This is a genomic window from Limosilactobacillus galli (assembly GCF_947381495.1).
In the GTDB taxonomy this organism is placed as follows: domain Bacteria; phylum Bacillota; class Bacilli; order Lactobacillales; family Lactobacillaceae; genus Limosilactobacillus; species Limosilactobacillus galli.
The window spans coordinates 1-21,551 of record NZ_CANCWK010000018.1; the positions used below are offsets into that span (position 1 = coordinate 1).

17 protein-coding genes are annotated in these 21,551 nt (G+C 56.3%); all 17 read left to right on the forward strand.

Features of this window, described 5'->3' with window-relative positions; genetic code table 11:
- Nucleotides 1–155 precede the first annotated feature (155 nt).
- Complete coding sequence (gene coaBC / locus QOS10_RS05110; RefSeq protein WP_283594194.1) at nucleotides 156–1,352, forward strand: bifunctional phosphopantothenoylcysteine decarboxylase/phosphopantothenate--cysteine ligase CoaBC; 1,197 nt, start codon at nucleotides 156–158, stop codon at nucleotides 1,350–1,352.
- Nucleotides 1,353–1,361: 9 nt separating this feature from the next.
- Nucleotides 1,362–3,785, forward strand: coding sequence for a primosomal protein N' (gene priA, locus QOS10_RS05115; RefSeq protein ID WP_283594195.1), 2,424 nt, complete (start codon nucleotides 1,362–1,364; stop codon nucleotides 3,783–3,785).
- A gap of 17 nt (nucleotides 3,786–3,802) precedes the next feature.
- Nucleotides 3,803–4,756: a methionyl-tRNA formyltransferase gene (gene fmt, locus QOS10_RS05120; protein ID WP_283594197.1), complete on the forward strand. Its 954-nt coding sequence runs from the start codon at nucleotides 3,803–3,805 to the stop codon at nucleotides 4,754–4,756.
- Complete coding sequence (gene rsmB, locus QOS10_RS05125) at nucleotides 4,749–6,083, forward strand: 16S rRNA (cytosine(967)-C(5))-methyltransferase RsmB (RefSeq protein ID WP_283594198.1); 1,335 nt, start codon at nucleotides 4,749–4,751, stop codon at nucleotides 6,081–6,083. The genes fmt and rsmB overlap by 8 nt, the downstream gene beginning before the upstream one ends.
- A gap of 15 nt (nucleotides 6,084–6,098) precedes the next feature.
- Entirely contained in the window at nucleotides 6,099–6,839 is a 741-nt protein-coding gene (locus tag QOS10_RS05130; protein ID WP_283594199.1) for a Stp1/IreP family PP2C-type Ser/Thr phosphatase, read from the forward strand.
- A gap of 2 nt (nucleotides 6,840–6,841) precedes the next feature.
- The gene (pknB, locus tag QOS10_RS05135; RefSeq protein ID WP_283594200.1) at nucleotides 6,842–8,761 is read left to right on the forward strand and encodes a Stk1 family PASTA domain-containing Ser/Thr kinase; all 1,920 of its coding nucleotides are present in this window, start codon (nucleotides 6,842–6,844) and stop codon (nucleotides 8,759–8,761) included.
- Nucleotides 8,762–8,777: 16 nt separating this feature from the next.
- Nucleotides 8,778–9,653 carry a ribosome small subunit-dependent GTPase A gene (gene rsgA, locus QOS10_RS05140; protein WP_283594201.1) on the forward strand — a complete coding sequence of 292 codons (876 nt, stop codon included), beginning with the start codon at nucleotides 8,778–8,780 and terminating at the stop codon, nucleotides 9,651–9,653.
- A gap of 13 nt (nucleotides 9,654–9,666) precedes the next feature.
- On the forward strand, nucleotides 9,667–10,320 hold the full coding sequence (rpe, locus tag QOS10_RS05145) for a ribulose-phosphate 3-epimerase (protein ID WP_283594202.1): 654 nt from the start codon (nucleotides 9,667–9,669) through the stop codon (nucleotides 10,318–10,320).
- 100 nt (nucleotides 10,321–10,420) lie between these two features.
- A complete protein-coding gene (locus tag QOS10_RS05150) occupies nucleotides 10,421–11,065 on the forward strand; it encodes a thiamine diphosphokinase (RefSeq protein ID WP_283594203.1) in 645 nt (214 codons plus the stop codon).
- A 161-nt stretch (nucleotides 11,066–11,226) separates the two neighbouring features.
- Nucleotides 11,227–11,412 carry a 50S ribosomal protein L28 gene (rpmB, locus tag QOS10_RS05155; RefSeq protein WP_003713527.1) on the forward strand — a complete coding sequence of 62 codons (186 nt, stop codon included), beginning with the start codon at nucleotides 11,227–11,229 and terminating at the stop codon, nucleotides 11,410–11,412.
- A 190-nt stretch (nucleotides 11,413–11,602) separates the two neighbouring features.
- A complete protein-coding gene (locus tag QOS10_RS05160) occupies nucleotides 11,603–11,965 on the forward strand; it encodes an Asp23/Gls24 family envelope stress response protein (RefSeq protein ID WP_057806156.1) in 363 nt (120 codons plus the stop codon).
- A gap of 22 nt (nucleotides 11,966–11,987) precedes the next feature.
- Complete coding sequence (locus QOS10_RS05165) at nucleotides 11,988–13,685, forward strand: DAK2 domain-containing protein (RefSeq protein WP_283594204.1); 1,698 nt, start codon at nucleotides 11,988–11,990, stop codon at nucleotides 13,683–13,685.
- A 90-nt stretch (nucleotides 13,686–13,775) separates the two neighbouring features.
- Complete coding sequence (gene recG, locus QOS10_RS05170; RefSeq protein ID WP_283594205.1) at nucleotides 13,776–15,812, forward strand: ATP-dependent DNA helicase RecG; 2,037 nt, start codon at nucleotides 13,776–13,778, stop codon at nucleotides 15,810–15,812.
- A gap of 14 nt (nucleotides 15,813–15,826) precedes the next feature.
- Complete coding sequence (gene plsX / locus QOS10_RS05175) at nucleotides 15,827–16,858, forward strand: phosphate acyltransferase PlsX (protein ID WP_283594206.1); 1,032 nt, start codon at nucleotides 15,827–15,829, stop codon at nucleotides 16,856–16,858.
- 38 nt (nucleotides 16,859–16,896) lie between these two features.
- Nucleotides 16,897–17,148 carry an acyl carrier protein gene (gene acpP, locus QOS10_RS05180; protein WP_057806164.1) on the forward strand — a complete coding sequence of 84 codons (252 nt, stop codon included), beginning with the start codon at nucleotides 16,897–16,899 and terminating at the stop codon, nucleotides 17,146–17,148.
- A gap of 120 nt (nucleotides 17,149–17,268) precedes the next feature.
- Nucleotides 17,269–17,970 carry a ribonuclease III gene (rnc, locus tag QOS10_RS05185; RefSeq protein WP_283594209.1) on the forward strand — a complete coding sequence of 234 codons (702 nt, stop codon included), beginning with the start codon at nucleotides 17,269–17,271 and terminating at the stop codon, nucleotides 17,968–17,970.
- Between the two features lie 15 nt (nucleotides 17,971–17,985).
- Entirely contained in the window at nucleotides 17,986–21,546 is a 3,561-nt protein-coding gene (gene smc, locus QOS10_RS05190; RefSeq protein ID WP_283594210.1) for a chromosome segregation protein SMC, read from the forward strand.
- Nucleotides 21,547–21,551 lie beyond the last annotated feature (5 nt).

A 21,551-nucleotide genomic window follows, 5' to 3' on the forward strand; every position in this document is an offset into this window, starting at 1 on the left:
ACCAGGGCGTAAGCCCTGCATAGCCTAAACGTTTCCCAGATCCTATATGAGCTATCGTAGCCGTATAGATCTGGAAGCTTGGTCATTTATGGCCGAGTTCGTTCACGCTGGCCAATGATATAATCAATTGAGAATAAATTAGATGGGGTGAAATAATGGCAAGAATAACGGTATACCTCTCAGGAAGCATTGCCGCCTATAAGGGGATCGAAGTGGTCCGGGGACTGCAGAAGGCTGGCCATGAGGTGCGGGTCGTCATGACGACAGCCGCCACCAAGCTCGTTGGCCCAGCGACCCTGAATGCACTGACTAAGTATCCGGTATTGACGGATCTCTGGAACGATCAAAGTCAGCCGATTCCCCACATTGAACTGGCCGATTGGACGGAGCTGACACTGGTGGTACCGGCCTCAGCAGACCTGCTGGCCAAGATGGCGAATGGCATTGCTGATGATGCTGCCTCGACGACCCTGCTGGCGACCGCGGCGCCAAAGATGGTAGCGCCGGCGATGAATCGCCAGATGTGGGCGGCTCCCGCAACTCAACGGAACCTGGCCCAACTTGCCGAAGACGGCGTGACCATCATCGAACCGGTCACTGGCCGTCTGGCAGAGGGCTACTCCGGTCATGGCCGTTTGCCAGAGCCAGACGAAATTGTCACCCGGGTGCAGGAATTCTTAAGCCAACGGGGACAGCTTGCTGGCAAGCGGGTGGTGGTAACGGCCGGGGGGACCCGGGAACCACTGGATCCCGTTCGCTACATCGGTAACCGGTCTTCCGGTAAAATGGGCATTGCCATCGCCCGTGCCGCTGCCCAGGCCGGAGCGCAGGTGACGCTGATTACCGGTCAGGTCAGTGTTTCGCTGCCGCAAGATGCCAACATTCACCCGGTCTCCGCGTTGACGACCGAGGAGATGCTGGCCGCGGTGCAGGAGGCCTTCGTGTCCGCCGATGCCTTGATAATGGCGGCAGCTGTGGCCGATTATCGGCCGGTGAAGGTTGCCGAACAAAAGGTGAAGAAGGGACATGATCACGAGCTGCGGACCCTTGAGCTGACGGAGACGGTCGATATCTTACGGACCATTGCCTCTGCCAAACGGACTGACCAGCTGGTGGTGGGCTTTGCGGCTGAAACGGAGAAACTCCTGGATCACGCGCAGGAGAAGCTCGCTAGCAAGCATGCCGATATGATCGTCGCCAATAGCGTGGCGGGGGTTACGGGGGCCTTTGGCCGTGACGATGACCAGGTTACCATCCTGCAGAAGGGAAAGGATCCCGAAAAGTGGCCGCGGCTTTCCAAGACAGCGGTGGCCCAGCGACTGGTGGCCCGCCTGGCAGAGCAATTGAAGTGAGGTGATAGGATGCCACAATTGGCACAGGTGGTTGTTGATGTGCCGACAATGCAGACAAACCAGCCCTACACCTACCTGGTGCCGGCGCCGCTGGAAAAGCAGCTCCAGGTTGGGATGCGGGTAGCCGTGCCCTTTGGCAATGGTCACCGTGAAGTTCAGGGCTTTGTGGTTGGTTTTACAGAACACTCCTCTTATGAAGGCGAGTTGAAGCCGATTGCGGCGGTGATGGACTTTCAGCCGGTGGTGAACACCGAGTTGCTGGAACTGAGCAAGTGGCTGGCTGACACGACCTATTCATTTTGGATCTCCTGCCTCTATACCATGTTGCCGAACATGCTCAAGTCGAAGAGCCAGCGCTTCGTCCGGGTAATCGATGAGATCGATGAGCAGACCTGCTTCGACCTCTTCCACGGTAAGGACGAGTGTGACCTGGCGGAATTGCAGTCCGACCCGGAGAAGGTTAAGGAACTGCTGAAGTTGCAGCGGGAGAAGAAGGTCGCAATCGAGTATCGGGTGACCGACCGGGCGCGGGCCAAGACGGTGACGGGGATCACCCCCATCCTGGATTTCGAACAGCTGGAAGATGCCCGGACGTCGCTGCATCCTAATGCCCACGCCCAGAATCGGCTGATCTCATACCTGCAGAGCATCATCGGGCAGACCGTCAAGCAGACGGATGCCGAGCAGAAAAGCCAGCTGCGGGTTGGTACGTTTAACCAGGGGGCCAAGAAGGGCTGGCTGAAGAAGGTTCCCGTTGAGGTGTATCGAAATCCGTACACCCAGCCCGTCGACGATGACCACCTTGAGCAACCGCTGGCCCTGAACCCCGACCAGCAAAAAGTTGTCCAGACGATTGATCAAACTATTGATCACCAGCAGAGTCAGACCTTCCTGCTCCAGGGGGTGACGGGCAGCGGGAAGACTGAGGTTTACCTGCAGGCAATTGCCCGTGCACTGGAAAAGGGGCAGACCGCCTTGATGCTGGTTCCCGAGATTTCTCTGACCCCGCAGATCGTCAACCGGGTGCGCCGCCGCTTTGGCTCCCAGGTAGCGGTTCTGCACAGCGGCCTCTCCAACGGGGAACGCTATGATGAGTGGCGCCGGATTAGCCGCGGGGATGCCCGGGTGGTGGTCGGCGCTCGTTCGGCGGTGTTTGCCCCCCTAGACAATCTCGGGGTCATCATCCTTGACGAGGAACACGAGACCAGCTACAAGCAGGATGATATGCCGCGCTACCATGCCCGTGAGGTTGCCAAGTGGCGAAGCAGGTTTCACCACTGCCCGCTGGTGCTGGGTTCGGCCACTCCGAGCCTGGAAAGCCGGGCCCGGGCACTAAAGGGCGTTTACCAGCTCCTGCGGCTGCCGCACCGGGTCAACCAGCAGTCCCTGCCGCCGATTGAGGTGGTCGACATGCGGCCCGAGGTCAAACGGCGCGGGGAAAGCAACTTCTCGACCAAGCTCCTGCGGGAACTGGACCTGCGCCTGCAGCGGCACGAACAGAGTATCCTGATGCTGAACCGGCGGGGCTTTTCCTCGTTCATGATGTGCCGGGACTGCGGTGAGGTGCTGAAGTGCCCCAACTGTGATATTTCGCTGACCCTGCACCTGGATACGCGGACGATGAAGTGCCATTACTGCGGGCACGAGGAGCCCATCCCCCAGGTCTGCCCGCACTGTCACAGCCGCCACATCCGTTATTACGGGACGGGGACGGAGAAAGTCGAGCAGGAACTCCGCCGGCTCCTTCCCCAGGCTCGGATCATCCGGATGGACGTCGACACCACCCGGCGCAAGGGGATGCACGAGAAGCTCCTTCGCCAGTTTGGCCACCAGCAGGCTGATATTCTGCTCGGTACGCAGATGATTGCCAAGGGGTTGGACTTCCCCAACGTCACCCTGGTCGGAGTCCTCAACGCTGATACTGGTCTAGGCCTGCCGGATTTTCGGGCCAGCGAGCACACCTTCGACCTGCTCAGTCAGGTGAGTGGTCGGGCCGGCCGCGCCAACAAGCAGGGGCAGGTGATCATCCAGACTTTCAATCCTGACCACTACGCCATTAAGGATGCTCAGGCTCACGATTATGAGCGCTTTTTCCGCCATGAGATGGCCCTCCGCCACCAGGCCGGCTACCCGCCGTACTACTACACGGTTCGCCTGATGGCCAGCCACCCGGAAGAGGCCCGGGCTGCGCAGGCGATGACCACGATTCACCAGCAGCTGATTCATGGGCTGGCCCCATCGACCATCATCTTGGGACCGACTCCGCGGGCAATTGCACGGATGAAGCGGCGCTACTACTACCAGATTGTTATTAAGTATAAGCACGATCCGCGCCTGCACGACCTGCTTCAGGAGATCCTGCAGGAGACGCAGCAGAAAGAATTCAAGGATGTTCAGGTCAGCATTGACCCGGACCCGCAATATTTCATGTAGATGAAAGGAAGAACGATATGTCAACTTCAATTGTTTTTATGGGAACTCCCCAGTTTGCCGTTCCAATTTTGCAGAGCCTGATCGACCGGCCAGAGTACGATGTCAAGGCCGTGCTGACCCAGCCGGACCACCGGATTGGACGGAAACACGTCCTGACGGCTTCCCCGGTCAAGCAGCTGGCCCAGAAGTACGGGATTGAGGTCTTGCAACCGGCTAAGCTGAGCAAGAGTCCCGAGATGGACCGGATCATTGCGATCAACCCGGACCTGATGATCACTGCGGCCTATGGCCAGTTCCTGCCAACCAAGCTGCTGAATGCAGCCAAGATTGCGGCCATCAATGTGCACGGCTCCCTGTTGCCGAAGTACCGCGGCGGGGCCCCAATCCAGTATGCCGTCATCAATGGCGACAAGGAGACCGGGATCTCGATCATGTACATGGTTAAGAAGATGGATGCCGGGGATGTGATCGCCCAGGAAGCCATTCCGATCGAAAAGGATGACGACGCCGGAACGATGTTTGACAAGCTCAGCATCCTCGGCCGCGACCTCCTTCTGAAGACCCTTCCCGACCTGATCAGCGGCAATGTCCACCCTGTTCCCCAGGATCCGGATAAGGTGGTCTTCTCGCCAAACATCTCCAGTGAGCAGGAACGGATCGACTACCGGATGACTGCCGACCAGATTGACAACAAGGTGCGGGGCCTTCGTCCAGCCCCACTGGGCAACATGATCATCGACGGCCTCCGGACCAAGATCTACGACGTGACCCCGCTGGATGAGAAAACGGACCTGCCAGCCGGCCAGGTTGTCCGGGCCACTAAGCACCAACTGGTACTGGCATCCGGGCAGGGAACCACCTACCAGGTCAACAAACTTAAGCCAGCCGGCAAGCAGGCCATGGACATCACGGCCTACCTGAATGGTCACCAGCAGCTCAAGAAAGGAGTTCAAGCAGTAACCGATGACTAATCAAAGACCAACGACAGCCCGGGCGGTTGCCTTGACGGCCCTGGAACGAATCCGGCAGGGTGCCTATTCCAACATCGAACTTGACCACCTCCTTCAACGGGCCGGCCTGAAGGACAGTGACCGGCGCCTGGCCACCAATATCGTCTATGGGGTCCTCCAGCATCGGCTGACGCTCGAATACTGGCTGCGCCCCTTTGTACACCGCAAGCTGGACTCCTGGGTTGAAACCCTGCTGTGGATGTCGATCTATCAATACCGCTACCTTGACCGGGTTCCCGACTGGGCGGTGACCAACGAGAGTATTGAGCTGGCCAAGCAGTGGGGAAACCCCGGCACCCGCAAGTTTGTCACCGGGGTCCTGCATGCCATCCTGCGAAAGGGCCTGGCTGACCTGGATGAGATTGCCGACCCTGTTTCACGCCTGGCAGTTCAGCAGAGTGTTCCAAAGTGGCTGGTGAAAGCATTTATTGACCAGGATGGGCTACCGACTGCCCGGAAGATCCTGGCGGCGATTAACCAGCCGGCCCATGTGGTTGTGCGGGTCAACCCGGCCGTTACTACACTGGCCGAGGTGGAGAATAGCCTTGATCAACAGGGAATTGAGTATCGGCCAAGCGCCATTGCCCCGGATGCCCTGGTGATCACGAAGGGCGAGGTCCTCTCCAGTGGCCTCTTTGAACAGGGGGCCATCACGATTCAAGACGAAAGCGCCATGCTGGCGGTTGATAGCATGCAGGTCCAGCCCGGCGACCGGGTCCTGGATGCCTGCGCTGCTCCCGGGGGTAAGACCGTCCAGATCGCCGCTCAGCTCTGGAATGGGCAGGTCGATGCCCTCGACATTCACCAGCACAAGACTCGCTTGATTCAGAAGAATGCCCGGCGACTCCACGTTGCTGACCGGGTGGTAACCCATACCCTGGATGCCCGGCACGTGGACGAGGAGTTTGCCGACAAGAGTTTTGACAAAATCTTGGTCGATGCCCCGTGCAGCGGAATCGGCCTCCTGCGTCGCAAGCCGGAGATTCGCTACAGCAAGCGCCCAGAGGATAGTGAACAGCTTCACAAAATTCAGCTGGCAATTTTGGATGCGGTCGCACCAAAAGTCAAAAAAGGCGGTATAATTACGTACAGTACGTGTACGATCTTGCACCAGGAGAACGATGGAACTGTCGAGGCATTCTTATCCAGCCATCCGGAATTCAAACTGGTCAAGACACCGACGACACGTCATGTAAAGGATGATCGAACTACCGCGACGCTGACGATCTTGCCATCCGACTTTTCATCCGATGGTTTCTTCATCAGCAGCATGCAGCGGGTTATGTAGAAGGGAATTCAAACAATGAAAGTTGCCTATCAAACGGATATCGGCCACCAGCGATCACAAAACCAGGACCGGGTTGCCCAATATATTGATAAGAACGGTAATCACCTTGTAATGATTGCCGATGGTATTGGCGGTAACCAGAGCGGGGATGTGGCCGCTGAGATGACCATCAAACGGCTCGGTCATCATTTCAAAATGGACGGTCCGGCTGAGCCGCTGGAAGCGATCCGGTGGTTTGCACGGGAAGTCCAAATAATCAATGATCAAATTCTCAAAAAATCAAAAGAAAAAATTACGTACCAGGGGATGGGGACGACGTTAGTGGCTGCCATCATCTTCAAGAAGACGTTAGTGGTCGCCAACATTGGTGATAGCCGGGGCTACTTGCTGCATCGGAGCACGCTGACCCAGGTCACCATTGACCATTCTCTGGTAAATGAATTAGTGATCAGTGGTGATATTACGGAAGAAGAAGCCTTAGAGCTTCCCCAGAGCAATATTATTACCCGGGCAATTGGTATCTCAAAGGAAGCCCAGATTGAGGTTAATCGTTTTGACTTCAATCCTGGCGACCAGCTTTTAATGTGTTCGGATGGTCTTTTCAAGACGGTTGCCAAGCGGGACATGGTTGAGGTCCTTCGCCAGCCGATTTCGATGAAGGCTAAGTGTTCCCAATTAGTGGACATGGCCAATTCAGCGGGCGGTCCAGATAATATCACGGTCTTAATTGGAATAAATGATGACCAGGAGGGTTGATTATGAATCCTGGAGACATGATTGGTCATCGGTATAAGATTATTCGTTCCCTTGGCGAAGGGGGCATGGCAAATGTTTACCTGGCATACGATACCGTCTTGGAGCGGCAGGTATCGGTGAAGGTCTTACGGCTTGACCTGCGAGATGACCCGAACACCAAACGTCGTTTCCGGCGTGAGGCGATGTCAGCAACCAAGCTGAACGATCCGCACATTGTCGGCATCTTTGATACTGGTGAGGAAAACGGCCTTCAGTACATGGTGATGCAGTACGTCCAGGGGACCGACCTTAAGGCGTATATCAAGGAGCATTATCCGATTGCCCTGCCCCAGGTGATCGATATCATGGAGCAGGTGCTATCAGCAGTTGAGGCTGCCCATGCCCATGGGATCATTCATCGTGATCTTAAGCCGCAGAATATCTTAATCGATGAGAACAAAAACATAAAAATTACGGATTTTGGGATTGCCGTTGCGGTCTCTCAGAATTCATTGACACAAACCAATACCCTGATGGGCTCTGTTCATTACCTTTCGCCTGAACAGGCCCGGGGCAGTATCGCGACGAAGAAATCAGACATTTATTCACTAGGTATTATCCTGTATGAGCTGTTAACAGGAAAGGTGCCGTTTGAGGGCGAGAATGCTGTTTCAATTGCCATCAAACATTTTCGCGAGGAAATCCCGTCGGTTCGTTCAGTTAACCCCCACATTCCCCAGCCGCTGGAGAACGTGGTGATTCGGGCAACCGCTAAGGATCCGATTGACCGCTACGAAAACGTGAAACAGATGGCCGACGATTTAAAGACGTCTCTGGATCCAGCCAGGGCGAAAGAACCGCGGCTAGTAATCAAACATGATGATAACGGTGAGACCAAGGTCCTGCCGTTGAATAAGCTGCCTCATTATCGCAAGGCGGCCGCTGAGGGTCAATCGACAACACCGGCTAAGAAACCGGCCAAGAAGCAGCCGAGCGCCTGGCAACGCTACCGGCACCAGGTGATACTGGTAATCATCCTCGTGGTAGCGGCCGTCGTCGCTGGCTGCAGCTGGTGGTTCCTCTTGCGCCAGGTAATCATCCCGGATGTTGAGGGACAGACGCCGCTGCAGGCCGAGCGGCAGCTGAAGAAGCAGTCATTGCGGGTCGGCAACATCACCCGGGTTCATGACCGCAGCGTCGCCAAGAACCACATCATCAAGATGCAACCGGGGCCGAGCAGCAAGACCCGGGTTAACAGCAGGATCGACCTGAAAGTCAGCACTGGGGTGGCCCAATTAAAGATGGGGCATTACGTTGGCCGGGACTACGACGAAACAGCCAAGATGCTTCGGCAGAAGGGCTTCCGGGTACACCGCCGGATGGTGTATTCCGACACAGTTGATGCGGGAACGATCATGAAACAAAACTACCGTCAGGGGACGATTGTCAAACCCCGCAACAGCATCATTGACTTTGAAGTGAGTGCCGGCAAGCAGAACATCAAAATCCCGGACTTCACCAACCAGGACGTCAGCGTTGTCCAGCAGTTTGCCAACAAGCACAACCTGCAGCTGACCACCCAGCAGAAGAAGTCCAAGACGGTTGCTACCAACCACGTGATCAGTCAGACCCCTAAGGCGGGGATGAGCCTGAATCACGGTGACACCCTGACGGTCACAATTGCCAACTCCGGCAACCAGACCAAGACCACCAACATTCAGATCAATATCCCGTTTGACAGCAACGGCGGTCAGCGGGAGAACCGGGTCCAGGTCTACATTCGAGATGCTAACCACAATATGACGATGGAGTACCAGGACATCACGATTAACCAGGAAACTACCATCAACGTGCCGTTTACCCTTAAAAACGGGCAGATGGGGGCTTACCGGGTTGTCCGCAACGGCCGGACAATCATGAGTGCAACGAACATTACAGGATAAGAGAGCGAGGCGTAACTTGAAGACAGGAACGATTCAACAATCATTGAGCGGTTTTTACGACGTCATTAGCGATGGTGAGCTTTTTCGGACCCGGGGACGGGGAAATTTCCGGAAACGCAAGATCAAGCCGATCGTCGGCGACCACGTCGAATTTGAGGACGGCTACCTATTGAAGGTCTTGCCACGGGAAAATTCGCTGGTGCGGCCCCCGGTAGCCAATGTCGATGCGGCGGTCGTCGTGACGGCGGCGACCCAACCGGTCTTTTCGCCGAATCTCTTGGATCGGCAGCTGATCGCCCTTGAACGGCAGGGGATTACTCCGGTGATCTACTTCTCCAAGACTGACCTGCTGGACCATGACGGGTACGAGCAGATTGAACAAATCGCGGCTGGGTACCGGGAAGTCGGCTACCACGTCTTCTGCGCCCCGCAGCCGTTTGAACAGGACCAGCTGACTCAGCTGCAGGGACTGCTGGACGGCAAGATTGTGACCATGATGGGCCAGACGGGGGCCGGCAAGTCGACCCTGCTTAACCACCTGGCCCCCGATCTGGACCTGGCGACGGGCGAGATCTCCCAGGCCCTGAAGCGAGGCCGGCACACCACCCGGAAGGTCAGTCTTCTGAACGTTGCCGGGGCCCTGATCGCTGATACGCCAGGATTCTCGTCCTACGAGACCTTTGATATGACGGTTGAAGAATTGCCGGGTCTCTTTCCGGAGATGCGGCGGCTGGCCCCGCAATGCAAGTTTCGCGGCTGCCTACACATCAAAGAACCGCATTGTGCAGTGAAAGACGCCGTCGAGAATGGTATAATCATGAAGAGCCGGTATGACGATTACCTGCAGTTTCATGAGCTGATCGCCAACCAGAAACCAAACTACAAGAAATAAGGGAGTTTTTAGAATGATTAAAGTAGCACCATCAATTTTGAGTGCCGATTACGTAAACCTGCAAAGAGACATCGAAAAGGTTGATAAGGCCGGTGCGGAATACTTGCACATCGATGTTATGGACGGTACCTTCGTACCAAGCATCTCTTACGGGCCAGGCTTTGTGAAGGCCATTCGTCCAATCACCAAGATGGTCTTGGATGTTCACCTGATGGTTGAAAACCCAGAACACATCCTGCCAATGTTCATCGATGCCGGTGCCGACATCATCGGGGTTCAAGTTGAAGCTACCCAACACATCCACCGGGCTCTGCAAATCATCAAGAACGGCGGTAAGAAGGCCGAAGTTGTCATCAACCCTGGTACGCCAGTAGCCATGATCGAACCAGTTCTGCACATGGTTGACCAAGTATTGGTTATGACGGTTAACCCTGGTTTCGGTGGCCAGAAGTTCCTGCCAGAGACGGTGGACAAGATTGCCCAATTGAACGCCATCAAGCAGGAAAAGGGCTACGACTTCGACATCGAAGTCGACGGTGGGGTTAACAACAAGACGGTTGTTGACTGCTACAAGGCTGGTGCCACGGTTGCCGTTGCTGGTTCCTACGTCTTCAACGCTGATGACCCAGCAGAACGGGTTGAAGCAATGCACGAAGCAACCAAGTAATTTAAGTATTGACCAGCATGGTGCTGGCCACGATCAATGGGGTTCGGTATTCAGTGCTGAACCCCATTTGTCTATCTTCGTTTGAAAAGGAGAATTTGCGATGCGTGTAAATGTAATGGTCGGGGGACCCCAGGAACAGATCCCCGTTGAGATGGTCCGGCAACACCAGGACGAGACCTGGATCGGGGTTGACCACGGGGCCACCCTCCTGCTTGACTGGGGGATCAAACCGGTGGCCGCAATCGGGGACTTTGATTCCACAGCGCCGGCCGAGTTTGCCCGACTGAAAGAGCGGTTGGCAGACATTGAGACCTATCCACCGGCCAAGGACTTCACCGACACCCAGCTCGGGATCATGACGGCCATCAAGAAGTTTCAACCTGACCAGATCATCATTTGGGGAGCCACGGGGGCCCGGCTGGACCAAGAGCTGGCCAACCTTTACCTGCCCATGCAGGAGCGTTTCCGGCCTTACCTGTCCCGGATCCAACTGGTGGACCGCTACAACATTGTTCGCTACTTCTTGCCGGGAACCTACTCGATCTATCGGCGGCCGGACTTTGATTACCTGGCCTTTGTCAGCCTGACTCCGGTGCGGGGGCTGACCCTGCCGGACGAGAAGTACCCGCTGGTCAACTGGTCAAGCACGATTCCCTTCTCCTGGTCGAGCAATCGCTTCACCAGTTCGGTCAATCACTTCTCCTTTGATGCGGGCGTCGTGGCGGTGATCTGGTCGCGGGATTAGGCCGCCATGGCGAGGGTATCTGAATGCCTGGGGAGTGTCAAGGAAAAATACTTGAAAGAAAAACCTTGCACTGACCGGGCGGCTATGGTAAATTAATTAGGTGAGTTACATCGCATCTATTGCGTAAACGAAATAAAGATGAGAAGAGGAGGGTACCACCAATGGCTAAAGATTTTATCAACGGTAAACGGACACGTTTTGGTAACAAGCGTTCCCACGCCCTTAACTCAAGTCGTCGCAGCTGGAAGCCAAACTTGCAAAAGGTAACCATTCTGGTTAACGGCAAGCCAAAGAAGGTTTACGTTTCAGCACGTACACTGAAGTCCGGTAAAGTGACTCGGGTTTAATTAAACAAAAATGATGTCGTCCATCTTGGACGGCTTATTTTTTATTCAATTAATAAACCCCATTAACTAACCGAAAATGGGAGTTACTTTTCTCACTTGACGTGCTATGGTAAGATGGTGTTAGCTTTTATTTAGAGAGTTTAAGAGTAGCGCTAAGCAGTGCTGACGATTTCAAAAGGAGGCCATAATAATGGCAGTAAAGATTAAAACCAAGGCAGGCACGATTGACATCGACAACGATGTAATCTCATCGGTTGTTGGCGGTGCCGCCACTGATAACTATGGTGTTGTTGGAATGGCAAGTCGGAAGCCGTTACGCGATGGCGTTAACCAGATCTTGCGACGGGAAAACTTCAGCAAGGGGGTTGTCATCCGGCAACAGGATAATGGCATTACCGTTGAAGTCAACATTATCGTGAGCTACGGGACGAAGATCTCTGAGGTTTCGAAGAGCGTCCAGTCCAAGGTAAAGTACAATCTAGAATCAATGCTCGGCATCACGGCAGACGCCGTTAACGTCTGTGTCCAGGGTGTTCGTTCAATGGAAGACTAGTTGGATACGGGAGGAAAGTTAATTGGCTGTCACAGAAATTACGAATCTTGAATTTGGCAAGATGGTCCAAGCGGCCGCCGACAAACTCAATAAGAATGCCGAATTCATTAACTCTTTGAATGTTTTTCCGGTTCCCGATGGTGATACCGGGACGAACATGGCCTCATCCATGGCCAGCGGTGCAAAGTACGAGCGGGCTGAGAACAGTACCGCGGTTGGTAACCTCAGTGCCGCATTGGCCAAGGGCTTGCTGATGGGTGCCCGGGGGAACTCCGGGGTGATCCTGTCACAGATTTTCCGTGGTTTTGCCAAGGCTACCGATGGCCTCGACAAGCTGAGCGCCCAGGACTTTGTGGACGCCTACGCCAATGGTGCCAAGACGGCCTACAAGGCAGTGATGAAGCCGACGGAGGGGACCATTCTGACTGTGGTCCGCGAGTCTGCCCAGGAAGGTCTCAACAAGATTAAGGAGACCGACGATCTGACGGCGATCATGCACGCCATCTACGAAGCTAGTGAGAAGGCCCTCAAGACAACGCCGGACCTGCTGCCGGTCTTAAAGGAAGTCGGCGTGGTGGACTCCGGTGGTCAGGGGCTGGTCTTTGTTCTTCAGGCCTTTGATGAAGCCCTGAGCGGCCGGGTTGACAAGAGTGTCGACTACAAGCCGGACAATGCCGAGGTCGATGAGATGGTCAACGCCATGGACCACCAGAGTGTCCAGGGGAAGTTAGACCCGAAGGACATCAAGTACACCTACTGCACTCAGATGCTGGTTCGAATCGGCAAGGGGAAGCAGGTTACCAAGAAGTTTGACTATGATACCTTCTACAACTACCTGGCCAAGATGGGGGACAGCCTCCTCGTCTTAAACGATGATCAGGTGGTGCGGGTGCACGTCCACACCGAACACCCCGGTGAGGTTTTGAGCTGGGGACAACAGTTCGGTGACCTCCAGACCATTGAAATTCATAACATGGTCTGGCAGCAAGAAGAGATCATGGAGCACGACGATGAGGAAGCTGAGAGCCCAATCGAGAAGGCCAAGCAGCAAGCAGCGCCAGCACCGGAAACGGCCGTGATTGCCGTGGCCTCTGGTGACGGGATCGCCAAGCTCCTGAAGAGTCTCGGGGTTACCCACATTATCAGCGGTGGTCAGACTATGAACCCAAGTACTCAGGACATCACGGAAGCCATCAACCAGAGTGGCGCCAAGCAGGCCCTGGTGCTGCCGGATAACGGCAACATCTTCATGACGGCTGACCAGGCCGCTGAGGTAGCGGCCATCCCGACGAAGGTTGTCCACACCAAGACAATTGCCCAGGCAATGAGCGCCATGCTGGAATACAACGCGGAAGCTTCCCTGGAAGAAAACCAGGCCAACATGGAGGAAAACATGACCACGGTGGCCAGCGGTGAAGTGACCCACGCCATTCGGGACACGAAGATCGACGGCATGGAGATCCAGAAAGACGACTTCCTCGGGATCGTCGACGGCAAGATCGTCGAAGCCACGCCAGACCTGAAGGAGACCGCCATCAAGATGGTCAAGCAGATGCTGGACGAGGACAGTGAAGTGGTCACGATCCTGGTTGGGGCTGATGGCGATTCTGAGACGGCGGAGGCCATCAAGGAAGCTATCCTGGACGTCGACGATGAGCTGGACGTTCAGATTTACGACGGTGGCCAACCGGTTTACCCATACTTGATCTCAGTTGAATAAACCACGCTAAAACATGATTAACTTACGGGGCCGTGACGAAGACCGCTTTGTCATGGCCCCTTTGCTAAACCCAGGAAGGGAGGTTATGGAATGCAGAGCTTACAGGATCCGGTGACGAAGCTGAAGGGCGTCGGTGCCAAACGGGCCCAGGAGCTGGCAACGCTGGGGATTGACACGGTCGGCGACCTTTTGACTTACTATCCCACCCGCTACAACGATCTGACCCCGGCCGACATTCAGACAGCTAAGGATAAGCAGAAGGTGGCCCTGGTTGGCCGGGTGGTGTCCGAACCTCTTCTGACCCGCTTTGGCTACCGCCGCAACCGACTCAGCTTCCGCTTGCAGGTCGGCAACAATGTGGTGATGGTGACCTTCTTTAACCAGCCCTACCTGGAGAAGAAGCTGGCCATCAATAAGACGGTGACGGTGATGGGCAAGTGGGATGCCCGCCGCCAGCAGGTGACGGCCAACCGTCTCCTTGATTCGGCCCCCCAGGAGAACAACGATTTCGGGGCCGTCTATTCCGTGAACAAGCACGTCAAGCAGGCGATGCTGCGGGGACTGATCCACCAGGCCTTCACGGAGTACCAAAAGGTGATTCCAACCCTCCTGCCAGCGAGTCTGCGGCAGCGTTACCGGCTCCTGGACCGGCGGCAGATGATCAAGGAACTCCACTTCCCGACCGATGCTGCCCAGGCCAAGGCTGCCCGGCGAACCGCGACCTACGAGGAGTTCTTCCTCTTCCAGCTGCGGCTCCAGGCGATCCGTCAGGCCCAGCGGCAGCAGGATGGCCTGCGCATCCTCTATCATAATGACGAGCTCAAGGAGTTCATCTCCCGGATCGGCTTTGAGCTGACCGATGCCCAGAAACGGGTGGTCAACGAGATCTGTGCCGACCTGCGCCGGCCCTACCAGATGAACCGCCTGCTCCAGGGGGATGTCGGTTCCGGGAAGACGATTGTGGCGGCCATTGCGATCTATGCCACCATCACGGCCGGCTACCAGGCAGCCCTGATGGCGCCCACCGAAATTTTGGCGGCCCAGCATGCTGAAAAGCTGGCCAAGACCTTTGCCGGGACTCATGTTCATATCGGCCTCCTGACGGGTTCATTGACGGCCAAACAACACCGCCAGCTGCGGGAGGCCATCAAGCGCGGGGACATCAATCTGATCATCGGGACCCACGCCCTGATCCAGGACGATGTTGAATACGCCAACCTGGGTCTCGCAATCACCGATGAACAGCACCGTTTTGGGGTCAACCAGCGGCAACGGCTGCGGGAGAAGGGAGATAATCCCGACATTCTCGCCATGACGGCGACCCCGATTCCCCGGACCCTGGCGATTACGGCCTATGGTGAAATGGACGTCTCGATCATCGATGAGATGCCCGCGGGCCGGAAGCCGATCAAGACCAAGTGGTTCAAGGTCGACCAGCAAAACGAGGCCTTGCACTTCCTGCGCGACCAGTTAGCCGCCGGGGCCCAGGCCTACGTCGTCAGCCCCCTGATTGAGGAATCAGAGTCCCTGGACGTGCAAAACGCCACGGACCTTTACCAGCAACTGGCCAGTTACTTCGAACCCGACTATCAGGTGGGCCTCCTCCATGGCCGGATGACTGGTGATGAGAAGGACCAGGTGATGCACGCCTTCCAGAAGGGAGCAACCCAGGTCCTAGTTTCGACCACGGTCATCGAGGTCGGGGTCGATAACCCGAACGCGACCGTGATGATCATCTACAATGCTGACCGCTTCGGGCTCGCCCAGCTTCACCAGTTGCGGGGCCGGGTCGGCCGTGGTGACCGGCAGAGCTACTGCCTCCTGCTGGCGGACCCGAAGACCGATGAGGGCAAGGCCCGGATGAAGACGATGGTTGAGACCAATGACGGTTTCAAGGTGGCACAGCGGGACCTGGAGCTGCGGGGCTCGGGGGATGTCCTCGGTCGCAAGCAGTCCGGCCTGCCCGACTTCAAGATCGGCGACCCCGTGGGTGACCTGAAGATCCTCCAGATTGCTCGCAATGACGCGGAACAACTATTAAAGACGCCTCATTGGGACATCATTGATGATAACCAGCCGCTGGTCCTGTATTTGCAGCGGCACCAACTAGAAACACATTTCGATTAAGGAGCGATTCTAATATGAAAATTGCAGTTGATGCGATGGGTGGCGACAACGCCCCTAAGGTAGTGATTGAGGGGGTTGAACAGGCTCGGGACCTGTATCCCGATCTGGAATTTGACCTCTACGGCAACCCCGATGCGATCAAACCACTGATTAAGAACGACCAGCGGCTGCACATCATCCCGACCACGGATGACATCACGATGGGGGAGGAACCGGTCCGGGCAATCCGGCACAAGAAGGACTCCTCAATTGTGAAGGCTGCCACCGCCGTTAAGAACGGGGAAGCGGATGCCTTCTTCTCCGCTGGGAACACCGGAGCAGTGCTGGCCGCTGGAATCTTCATCGTGGGCCGGATCAAGGGAATTGCCCGTCCCGGTCTGACCAGTGTTCTGCCGATTGCCAAGCCGGGGGCTAGCCGCCACAGCTTCGTCTACCTGGATACCGGGGCCAACGCCGAGAGCAAGGAGAAGAACCTGCTCCAGTACGCCTACCTGGGTAAGTTCTTCTCCGAGAGTGTGCTGGGCGTGGAGAACCCGCGGATTGCCCTGCTGAACAACGGGGCCGAGGAGGACAAGGGGGATACCCTCCATAAGGCCGTTTGGCAACTGCTGAATGCCCAGGACGACCTCAACTTCATCGGCAACATTGAGTCTGGCGACCTCCTCTACGGCAAGGCTGACGTGGTAGTCAGTGATGGCTGGACCGCCAACGCCGCCCTCAAGGCTACGGAAGGAACTGCCAAGATGATGCTGACACTGATCCGGCACGGCATTATGAACGGCGGCCTGCGGGCTAAGCTGGGTTACCTCCTGCTCAAGCCGGTCTTCCACAAGATTGGCCAGGCGATGAATACCTCGACCTATGGGGGTGCCGTCCTGCTCGGGTTGAAGGCGCCAGTCGTCAAGACTCACGGAGCATCGGATGTCCTGGCTATCAAGAACACGATCGGCCAGATTCACACGATGCTGAAGGCGGACCTGATCGGCAAGACCGTTGATTTCTTTACTGACAATCCGGAAGTGGACAAGTCAGTGAAAAGCGAATAGAATAAGAGGGTATTTTATAAAGTGAGGTTATAAGAAGAATGGCTGATAATAGAAGAAAGGAAATCTTCGATAAAGTTTCCGAAATCGTCGCCGACCATTTTGACGTTGATCGGGCCAAGATTACCGATGAATTAAACTTAAAGACCGACTTAGACGCGGACTCCATTGATTTCGTCGAATTTGTCCTGGAACTTGAGGACACTTTCGGCTCCGAAATCGATGATGAGGACGCTGAAAAGCTGAGCACGATCGGTGAAGTGGTTGACTACATCGAACAACACACAAACTAAAAGCAAAAAAGCTCCGGATAATGGAGCTTTTTTGTTTTCCTGAACTGCGTAATCCGGATAACTCTAGTATAATAGTGAAGAATTAGCTAAAAACCATAATTCAGAAAGGACATAATTTATATGATCAATGAACTACAAGACTACCTGGCCAAGGAATTCGATATTCATTTTGATGATCCGTCACTGTTGGCCGAAGCCTTCACCCAGGCCTCGTACGTCAACGAACACCCTAATCAGAATTTGAAGTTTTACGAACGGATCGAATTTCTTGGCGATGCCGTGTTGGAACTGATCGTTTCCGAATACATCTACAAACGCTACCCCGAACTGCCCCAAGGGAAGCTGACCCGGCTGCGGGCTGCCATGGTCTGTGAGGATAGCTTCTCCAAGTTTGCCAAGGAATGTCACTTCGACCAGTACATCCGCCTGGGGAAGGGTGAAGAAAAGGCCGGTGCTCGCCAGCGTCCGGGCCTGCTCTGTGACATCTTTGAATCCTTCGTCGGTGCCCTTTACCTTGACCAAGGCCGGCCAGCAGTGGAGAAGTTTGTCCGGCGGGTGATCTTCCCGAAGCTGGACATGGGCTGGTTTGACCACGCAGTTGACGCCAAGACGAGCCTGCAGGAATATTTACAGCGCAATGGTGACGTTGATATCGAATACCACTTGCTCGACGAGACCGGGACGGAGAACGACCCTGAGTTCCATGTCAATGTGACGGTGGATGGGCAGGTTGTCGCTGATGGGCACGGCTCCTCGAAGAAGCATGCTGAGATGCAGGCTGCCCAGACCGCGCTGAACAAGTTACGGAAGCAAAATAAGTAATTAGGTGAGTTGACAATGCAATTATTGTCTTTAACGTTAGACGGCTTTAAGTCGTTCGCCCAGAAGACCACCATCAAGTTTGAGCCGGGGATGACTGGCATCATCGGGCCCAACGGGAGTGGTAAGAGCAACATCATCGAGGCCATTCGCTGGGTGATGGGAGAACAGTCGGCCCGGCACCTGCGTGGTGACAAGATGGCCGACGTGATTTTCAACGGGGCCGCAGACCGGCAGCCCCTTAACCGGGCGGTGGTTTCGATCACCCTGGATAACAGTGACCACTACCTGGCAAGTGACTTCCGCGAGCTGACAATCACCCGGAAGTTGTACCGCAACGGGGACAGTGAGTACCTGATCAATGGTCAGAAGGTCCGGCTCAAGGACATCACCGACCTCTTCATCGACTCGGGACTGGGTCGGGAATCATTCTCGATCATCTCCCAGGGCCGGGTGGCCGCCGTCTTCAACGGGAAACCCGAGGACCGGCGCGGTATTATCGAGACGGTCGCCGGGGTTGCCAAGTACAAGAAGAACAAGGAGACCGCGGAGAAACGGTTGACTGCCACCATGGACAACCTCAACCGGGTCAACGATATCATCGGTGAACTGTCCCGGCAGCTGGAACCGCTGGCTGACGAGAGCGCCCTGGCCAAGGACTACCTCGAACAGAAGAAGCGTTTCGACCTCCTCGACCGGACGCAGACGGTGCGGCAATATGACCGGCAACGGCAGCAGCTGACCGCCGTCCAGACCAAGTACCGGCAGACTGCCAAGCTGGTGACTGACTACCAGGCCCAGCAGAAGAAGGTCGATGCCGTCCTGACCCAGCTGAAACAGCGACGCGCGGCCCTATTGCGGCAGAAGGATGCTGCCCAGCAAGCCATCTTGACCCAGACGGAGAAGATCGCCCAGCTGAAAAACCAGCAGTCGATGTCCTCCATGAAGCGGGACCAGCAGGTAGCTGACCAGCAGCGGCTTAATGAGCAAGCGGCCAAGCTGGAAGCGCAGTTGCAGGCGGCACAGCAGGATCAGCAGGCGGTCAAAGACCAGTTAGCGGCCCATGAGCAGGAGATGGACCAGCACCAGGCTGACTACGATACGGCCAAGCAGATGAGTAATGCCGAGCGGATTCAGGCGCTGAACCAGCAATTGGGTGACCTGCGCAACCAGCAGATCGACCTGATGCAGGAGCTGACGACGGTCCACAACCAGCAGGCCTTCTTGAAGCGGAGCCATGAGCAGCGGGTCAACCAGCAGAACCAGAACAGCAGTGAGCTCCAAGATCGGCAGGCCCAGCAGGCCCGATTGAGTGCCGACCAGCAGAGCCAGCAGGAAGAGCTTGATCGGCTGAATGACCAGGTCAACCAGCTTCAGGCCCAGGTGACCAACCTTGACCACCAGCTGACGGCCATCACCCAGCAGTACCAGCAGGCCCAGCGGGATTGGTACGCGGCCCTTGGTGACGTGCACTCCACGAAGTCGCGGATCAAGAACTACCAGGCGATGAGCGAGGAATACGCGGGTTACTACCAGGGGGTTCGGACCGTCCTGCAGAACCGGCAGGACTTTCCCGGACTGGCGGGTCCCGTCAGTGAACTCTTCGATGTGCCAGCTAAATTGACGACCGCTATTGAAACCGTCCTCGGCGGCCAGCTTCAGCAGCTGGTGGTTGACCGGCAGGCGACCGGTAAGCAGATCATCAGCTACCTGGTACAACACCGGGGCGGCCGGGTAACCATCCTGCCGTTGGATACCCTGATCCACCGGCGGCCCGCCAGCTCCTGGAATCAGGTTGCCGGCATGCCGGGGGTCGTCGGCCGGGCCGTTGACTTGATCCAATTTGATCCCCAGTTCCAGCTAATAGCCGACTACCTTTTGGGCAGCACGGTCGTGGCCGATAATCTGGACCACGCCACCGCGATTGCCCGGGCTGGCCGGCACCAGCTGCGGGTGGTAACCCTGGATGGTCAATTGATAAACGCCAGTGGGGCCATGACCGGTGGGGCCAATCGTCACCGCCAGCACGGCCTTTTGACCCAAAAGCAGCTCGGCAAGCAGCTAAATGACCTTCTGCACCAGCAGGAGAACCAGGTCAGCCAGGCCGAGCAGCGGGTGGCGGACCTCAAACAACGTCATGATGACCAGGAGAAACAGTTGACGGGTCTACAAGCCCAGTTGCACACGGCCCAGCTTGATCAGCACGCCGCCCAGTCGCAATTGGAAGTGCTGGCCGGCCGGCTCCAGGACCTCAATCGTCAGATTCAGGCCCTCCAGTCCCAGGCGGACCAGCAGGGGAACCAGGTCAAGGATGACCAGACCCAGGTTGCCCAATTGAAACAAAAGGAAGCAGCGGTGGCCCACCGTCAGCAGGCCACCGAAGAGAAAATCAAGACGCTGACGGAACAGATTCACGCCCTTGAGACCAACGCCTCTGCCCAAAACGAGCAGCTGCACCAGATGGAGCAGTGGCTCGCGGTGGCAGCGGAACGGCAGCAGCAGTTCCAACGCCAGGTTGATGCGGCTGCTAAGACGGTTGTCGACACACAGGATGAGCTGACCCGGGTTAAGGATCAGCTGACGGCCCTGGCGGCAGCCATGAATAATGACCACTCCCAGGCGGACAACCAGGCGGCCCTTGAGAAGACTCAGGCGCTGCTGACGAAGACCAAGGCCCAGGTGGAGAAATATGACCAGGAGCTGGCCAAGCTGAACGATGACCTGGCGATCCAGGAAGACAAGCATCAGCGGACCACGGAGCTCCAGCAGGCCGCCAGTGACGATGCTAGTGACCTCAAGGCTCAGCAGGTCCGCATCGAGAGCCGGCTCGACCAGCTGCTCAACCACCTGAGCGAGCAGTACGAGATGACCATTGAGGCGGCCCGGCAGGAGGCCAGTGACCTGGACGACGACCAGCTCGCCCGCCAGCTGAAGCTTCTGCGGCGGGGCCTCGCCGAACTTGGCGATGTCAACGTCGGTTCGATTGCTGAATATGACCGGGTCAAGAAGCATTACGACTTCTTGAAAGGCCAGCAGGATGACCTCCTGGCCGCCCGGAAACAACTCAACCAGACAATGGGTGAGATGAACAGTCAGGTCGAACAGCGGTTTATCCGGACTTTCAAGCGGGTTTCGGCGGCCTTTGATGAGACCTTCAAGCAGATCTTCGGCGGTGGCCAGGCTAAACTGGTCCTGACCGATCCCGATCACCTGTTGACGACGGGCATCGACATCATGGCCCAGCCGCCGGGCAAGAAGAACCAGCACCTGAGCCTCCTTTCCGGGGGTGAACGGGCGCTGACGGCGATCACCCTGTTGTTTGCGATCCTGAAAGTCCGGCCGGTACCGTTCGCCATTTTGGACGAACCTGAGGCAGCGCTGGATGAGGTTAACGTGCAGCGTTTTGCCCAGTACCTGAACCGCTTTGGCAAGACCGGTCCGCAGTTCATCGTGATCACCCACCGGAAGGGAACGATGATGGGGGCCGACGTCCTGTACGGGGTCACGATGCAGGAATCCGGAGTTTCCAAGATGGTCTCCGTCGACGTGATCGATACTATGGATGAAAAAGAAGAATAGAAGAA

What these genes read in the sequence shown, in the direction of transcription:
- rpe (WP_283594202.1), top strand. Translation starts at nt 9,667, where the DNA reads ATGATTAAAGTAGCACCATCAATTTTGAGTGCCGATTACGTAAACCTG.
- QOS10_RS05130 (WP_283594199.1), top strand. Translation starts at nt 6,099, where the DNA reads ATGAAAGTTGCCTATCAAACGGATATCGGCCACCAGCGATCACAAAAC.
- rnc (WP_283594209.1), top strand. Translation starts at nt 17,269, where the DNA reads ATGATCAATGAACTACAAGACTACCTGGCCAAGGAATTCGATATTCAT.
- QOS10_RS05160 (WP_057806156.1), top strand. Translation starts at nt 11,603, where the DNA reads ATGGCAGTAAAGATTAAAACCAAGGCAGGCACGATTGACATCGACAAC.
- QOS10_RS05150 (WP_283594203.1), top strand. Translation starts at nt 10,421, where the DNA reads ATGCGTGTAAATGTAATGGTCGGGGGACCCCAGGAACAGATCCCCGTT.
- priA (WP_283594195.1), top strand. Translation starts at nt 1,362, where the DNA reads ATGCCACAATTGGCACAGGTGGTTGTTGATGTGCCGACAATGCAGACA.
- rpmB (WP_003713527.1), top strand. Translation starts at nt 11,227, where the DNA reads ATGGCTAAAGATTTTATCAACGGTAAACGGACACGTTTTGGTAACAAG.
- recG (WP_283594205.1), top strand. Translation starts at nt 13,776, where the DNA reads ATGCAGAGCTTACAGGATCCGGTGACGAAGCTGAAGGGCGTCGGTGCC.
- smc (WP_283594210.1), top strand. Translation starts at nt 17,986, where the DNA reads ATGCAATTATTGTCTTTAACGTTAGACGGCTTTAAGTCGTTCGCCCAG.
- rsmB (WP_283594198.1), top strand. Translation starts at nt 4,749, where the DNA reads ATGACTAATCAAAGACCAACGACAGCCCGGGCGGTTGCCTTGACGGCC.
- acpP (WP_057806164.1), top strand. Translation starts at nt 16,897, where the DNA reads ATGGCTGATAATAGAAGAAAGGAAATCTTCGATAAAGTTTCCGAAATC.
- coaBC (WP_283594194.1), top strand. Translation starts at nt 156, where the DNA reads ATGGCAAGAATAACGGTATACCTCTCAGGAAGCATTGCCGCCTATAAG.
- plsX (WP_283594206.1), top strand. Translation starts at nt 15,827, where the DNA reads ATGAAAATTGCAGTTGATGCGATGGGTGGCGACAACGCCCCTAAGGTA.
- pknB (WP_283594200.1), top strand. Translation starts at nt 6,842, where the DNA reads ATGAATCCTGGAGACATGATTGGTCATCGGTATAAGATTATTCGTTCC.
- fmt (WP_283594197.1), top strand. Translation starts at nt 3,803, where the DNA reads ATGTCAACTTCAATTGTTTTTATGGGAACTCCCCAGTTTGCCGTTCCA.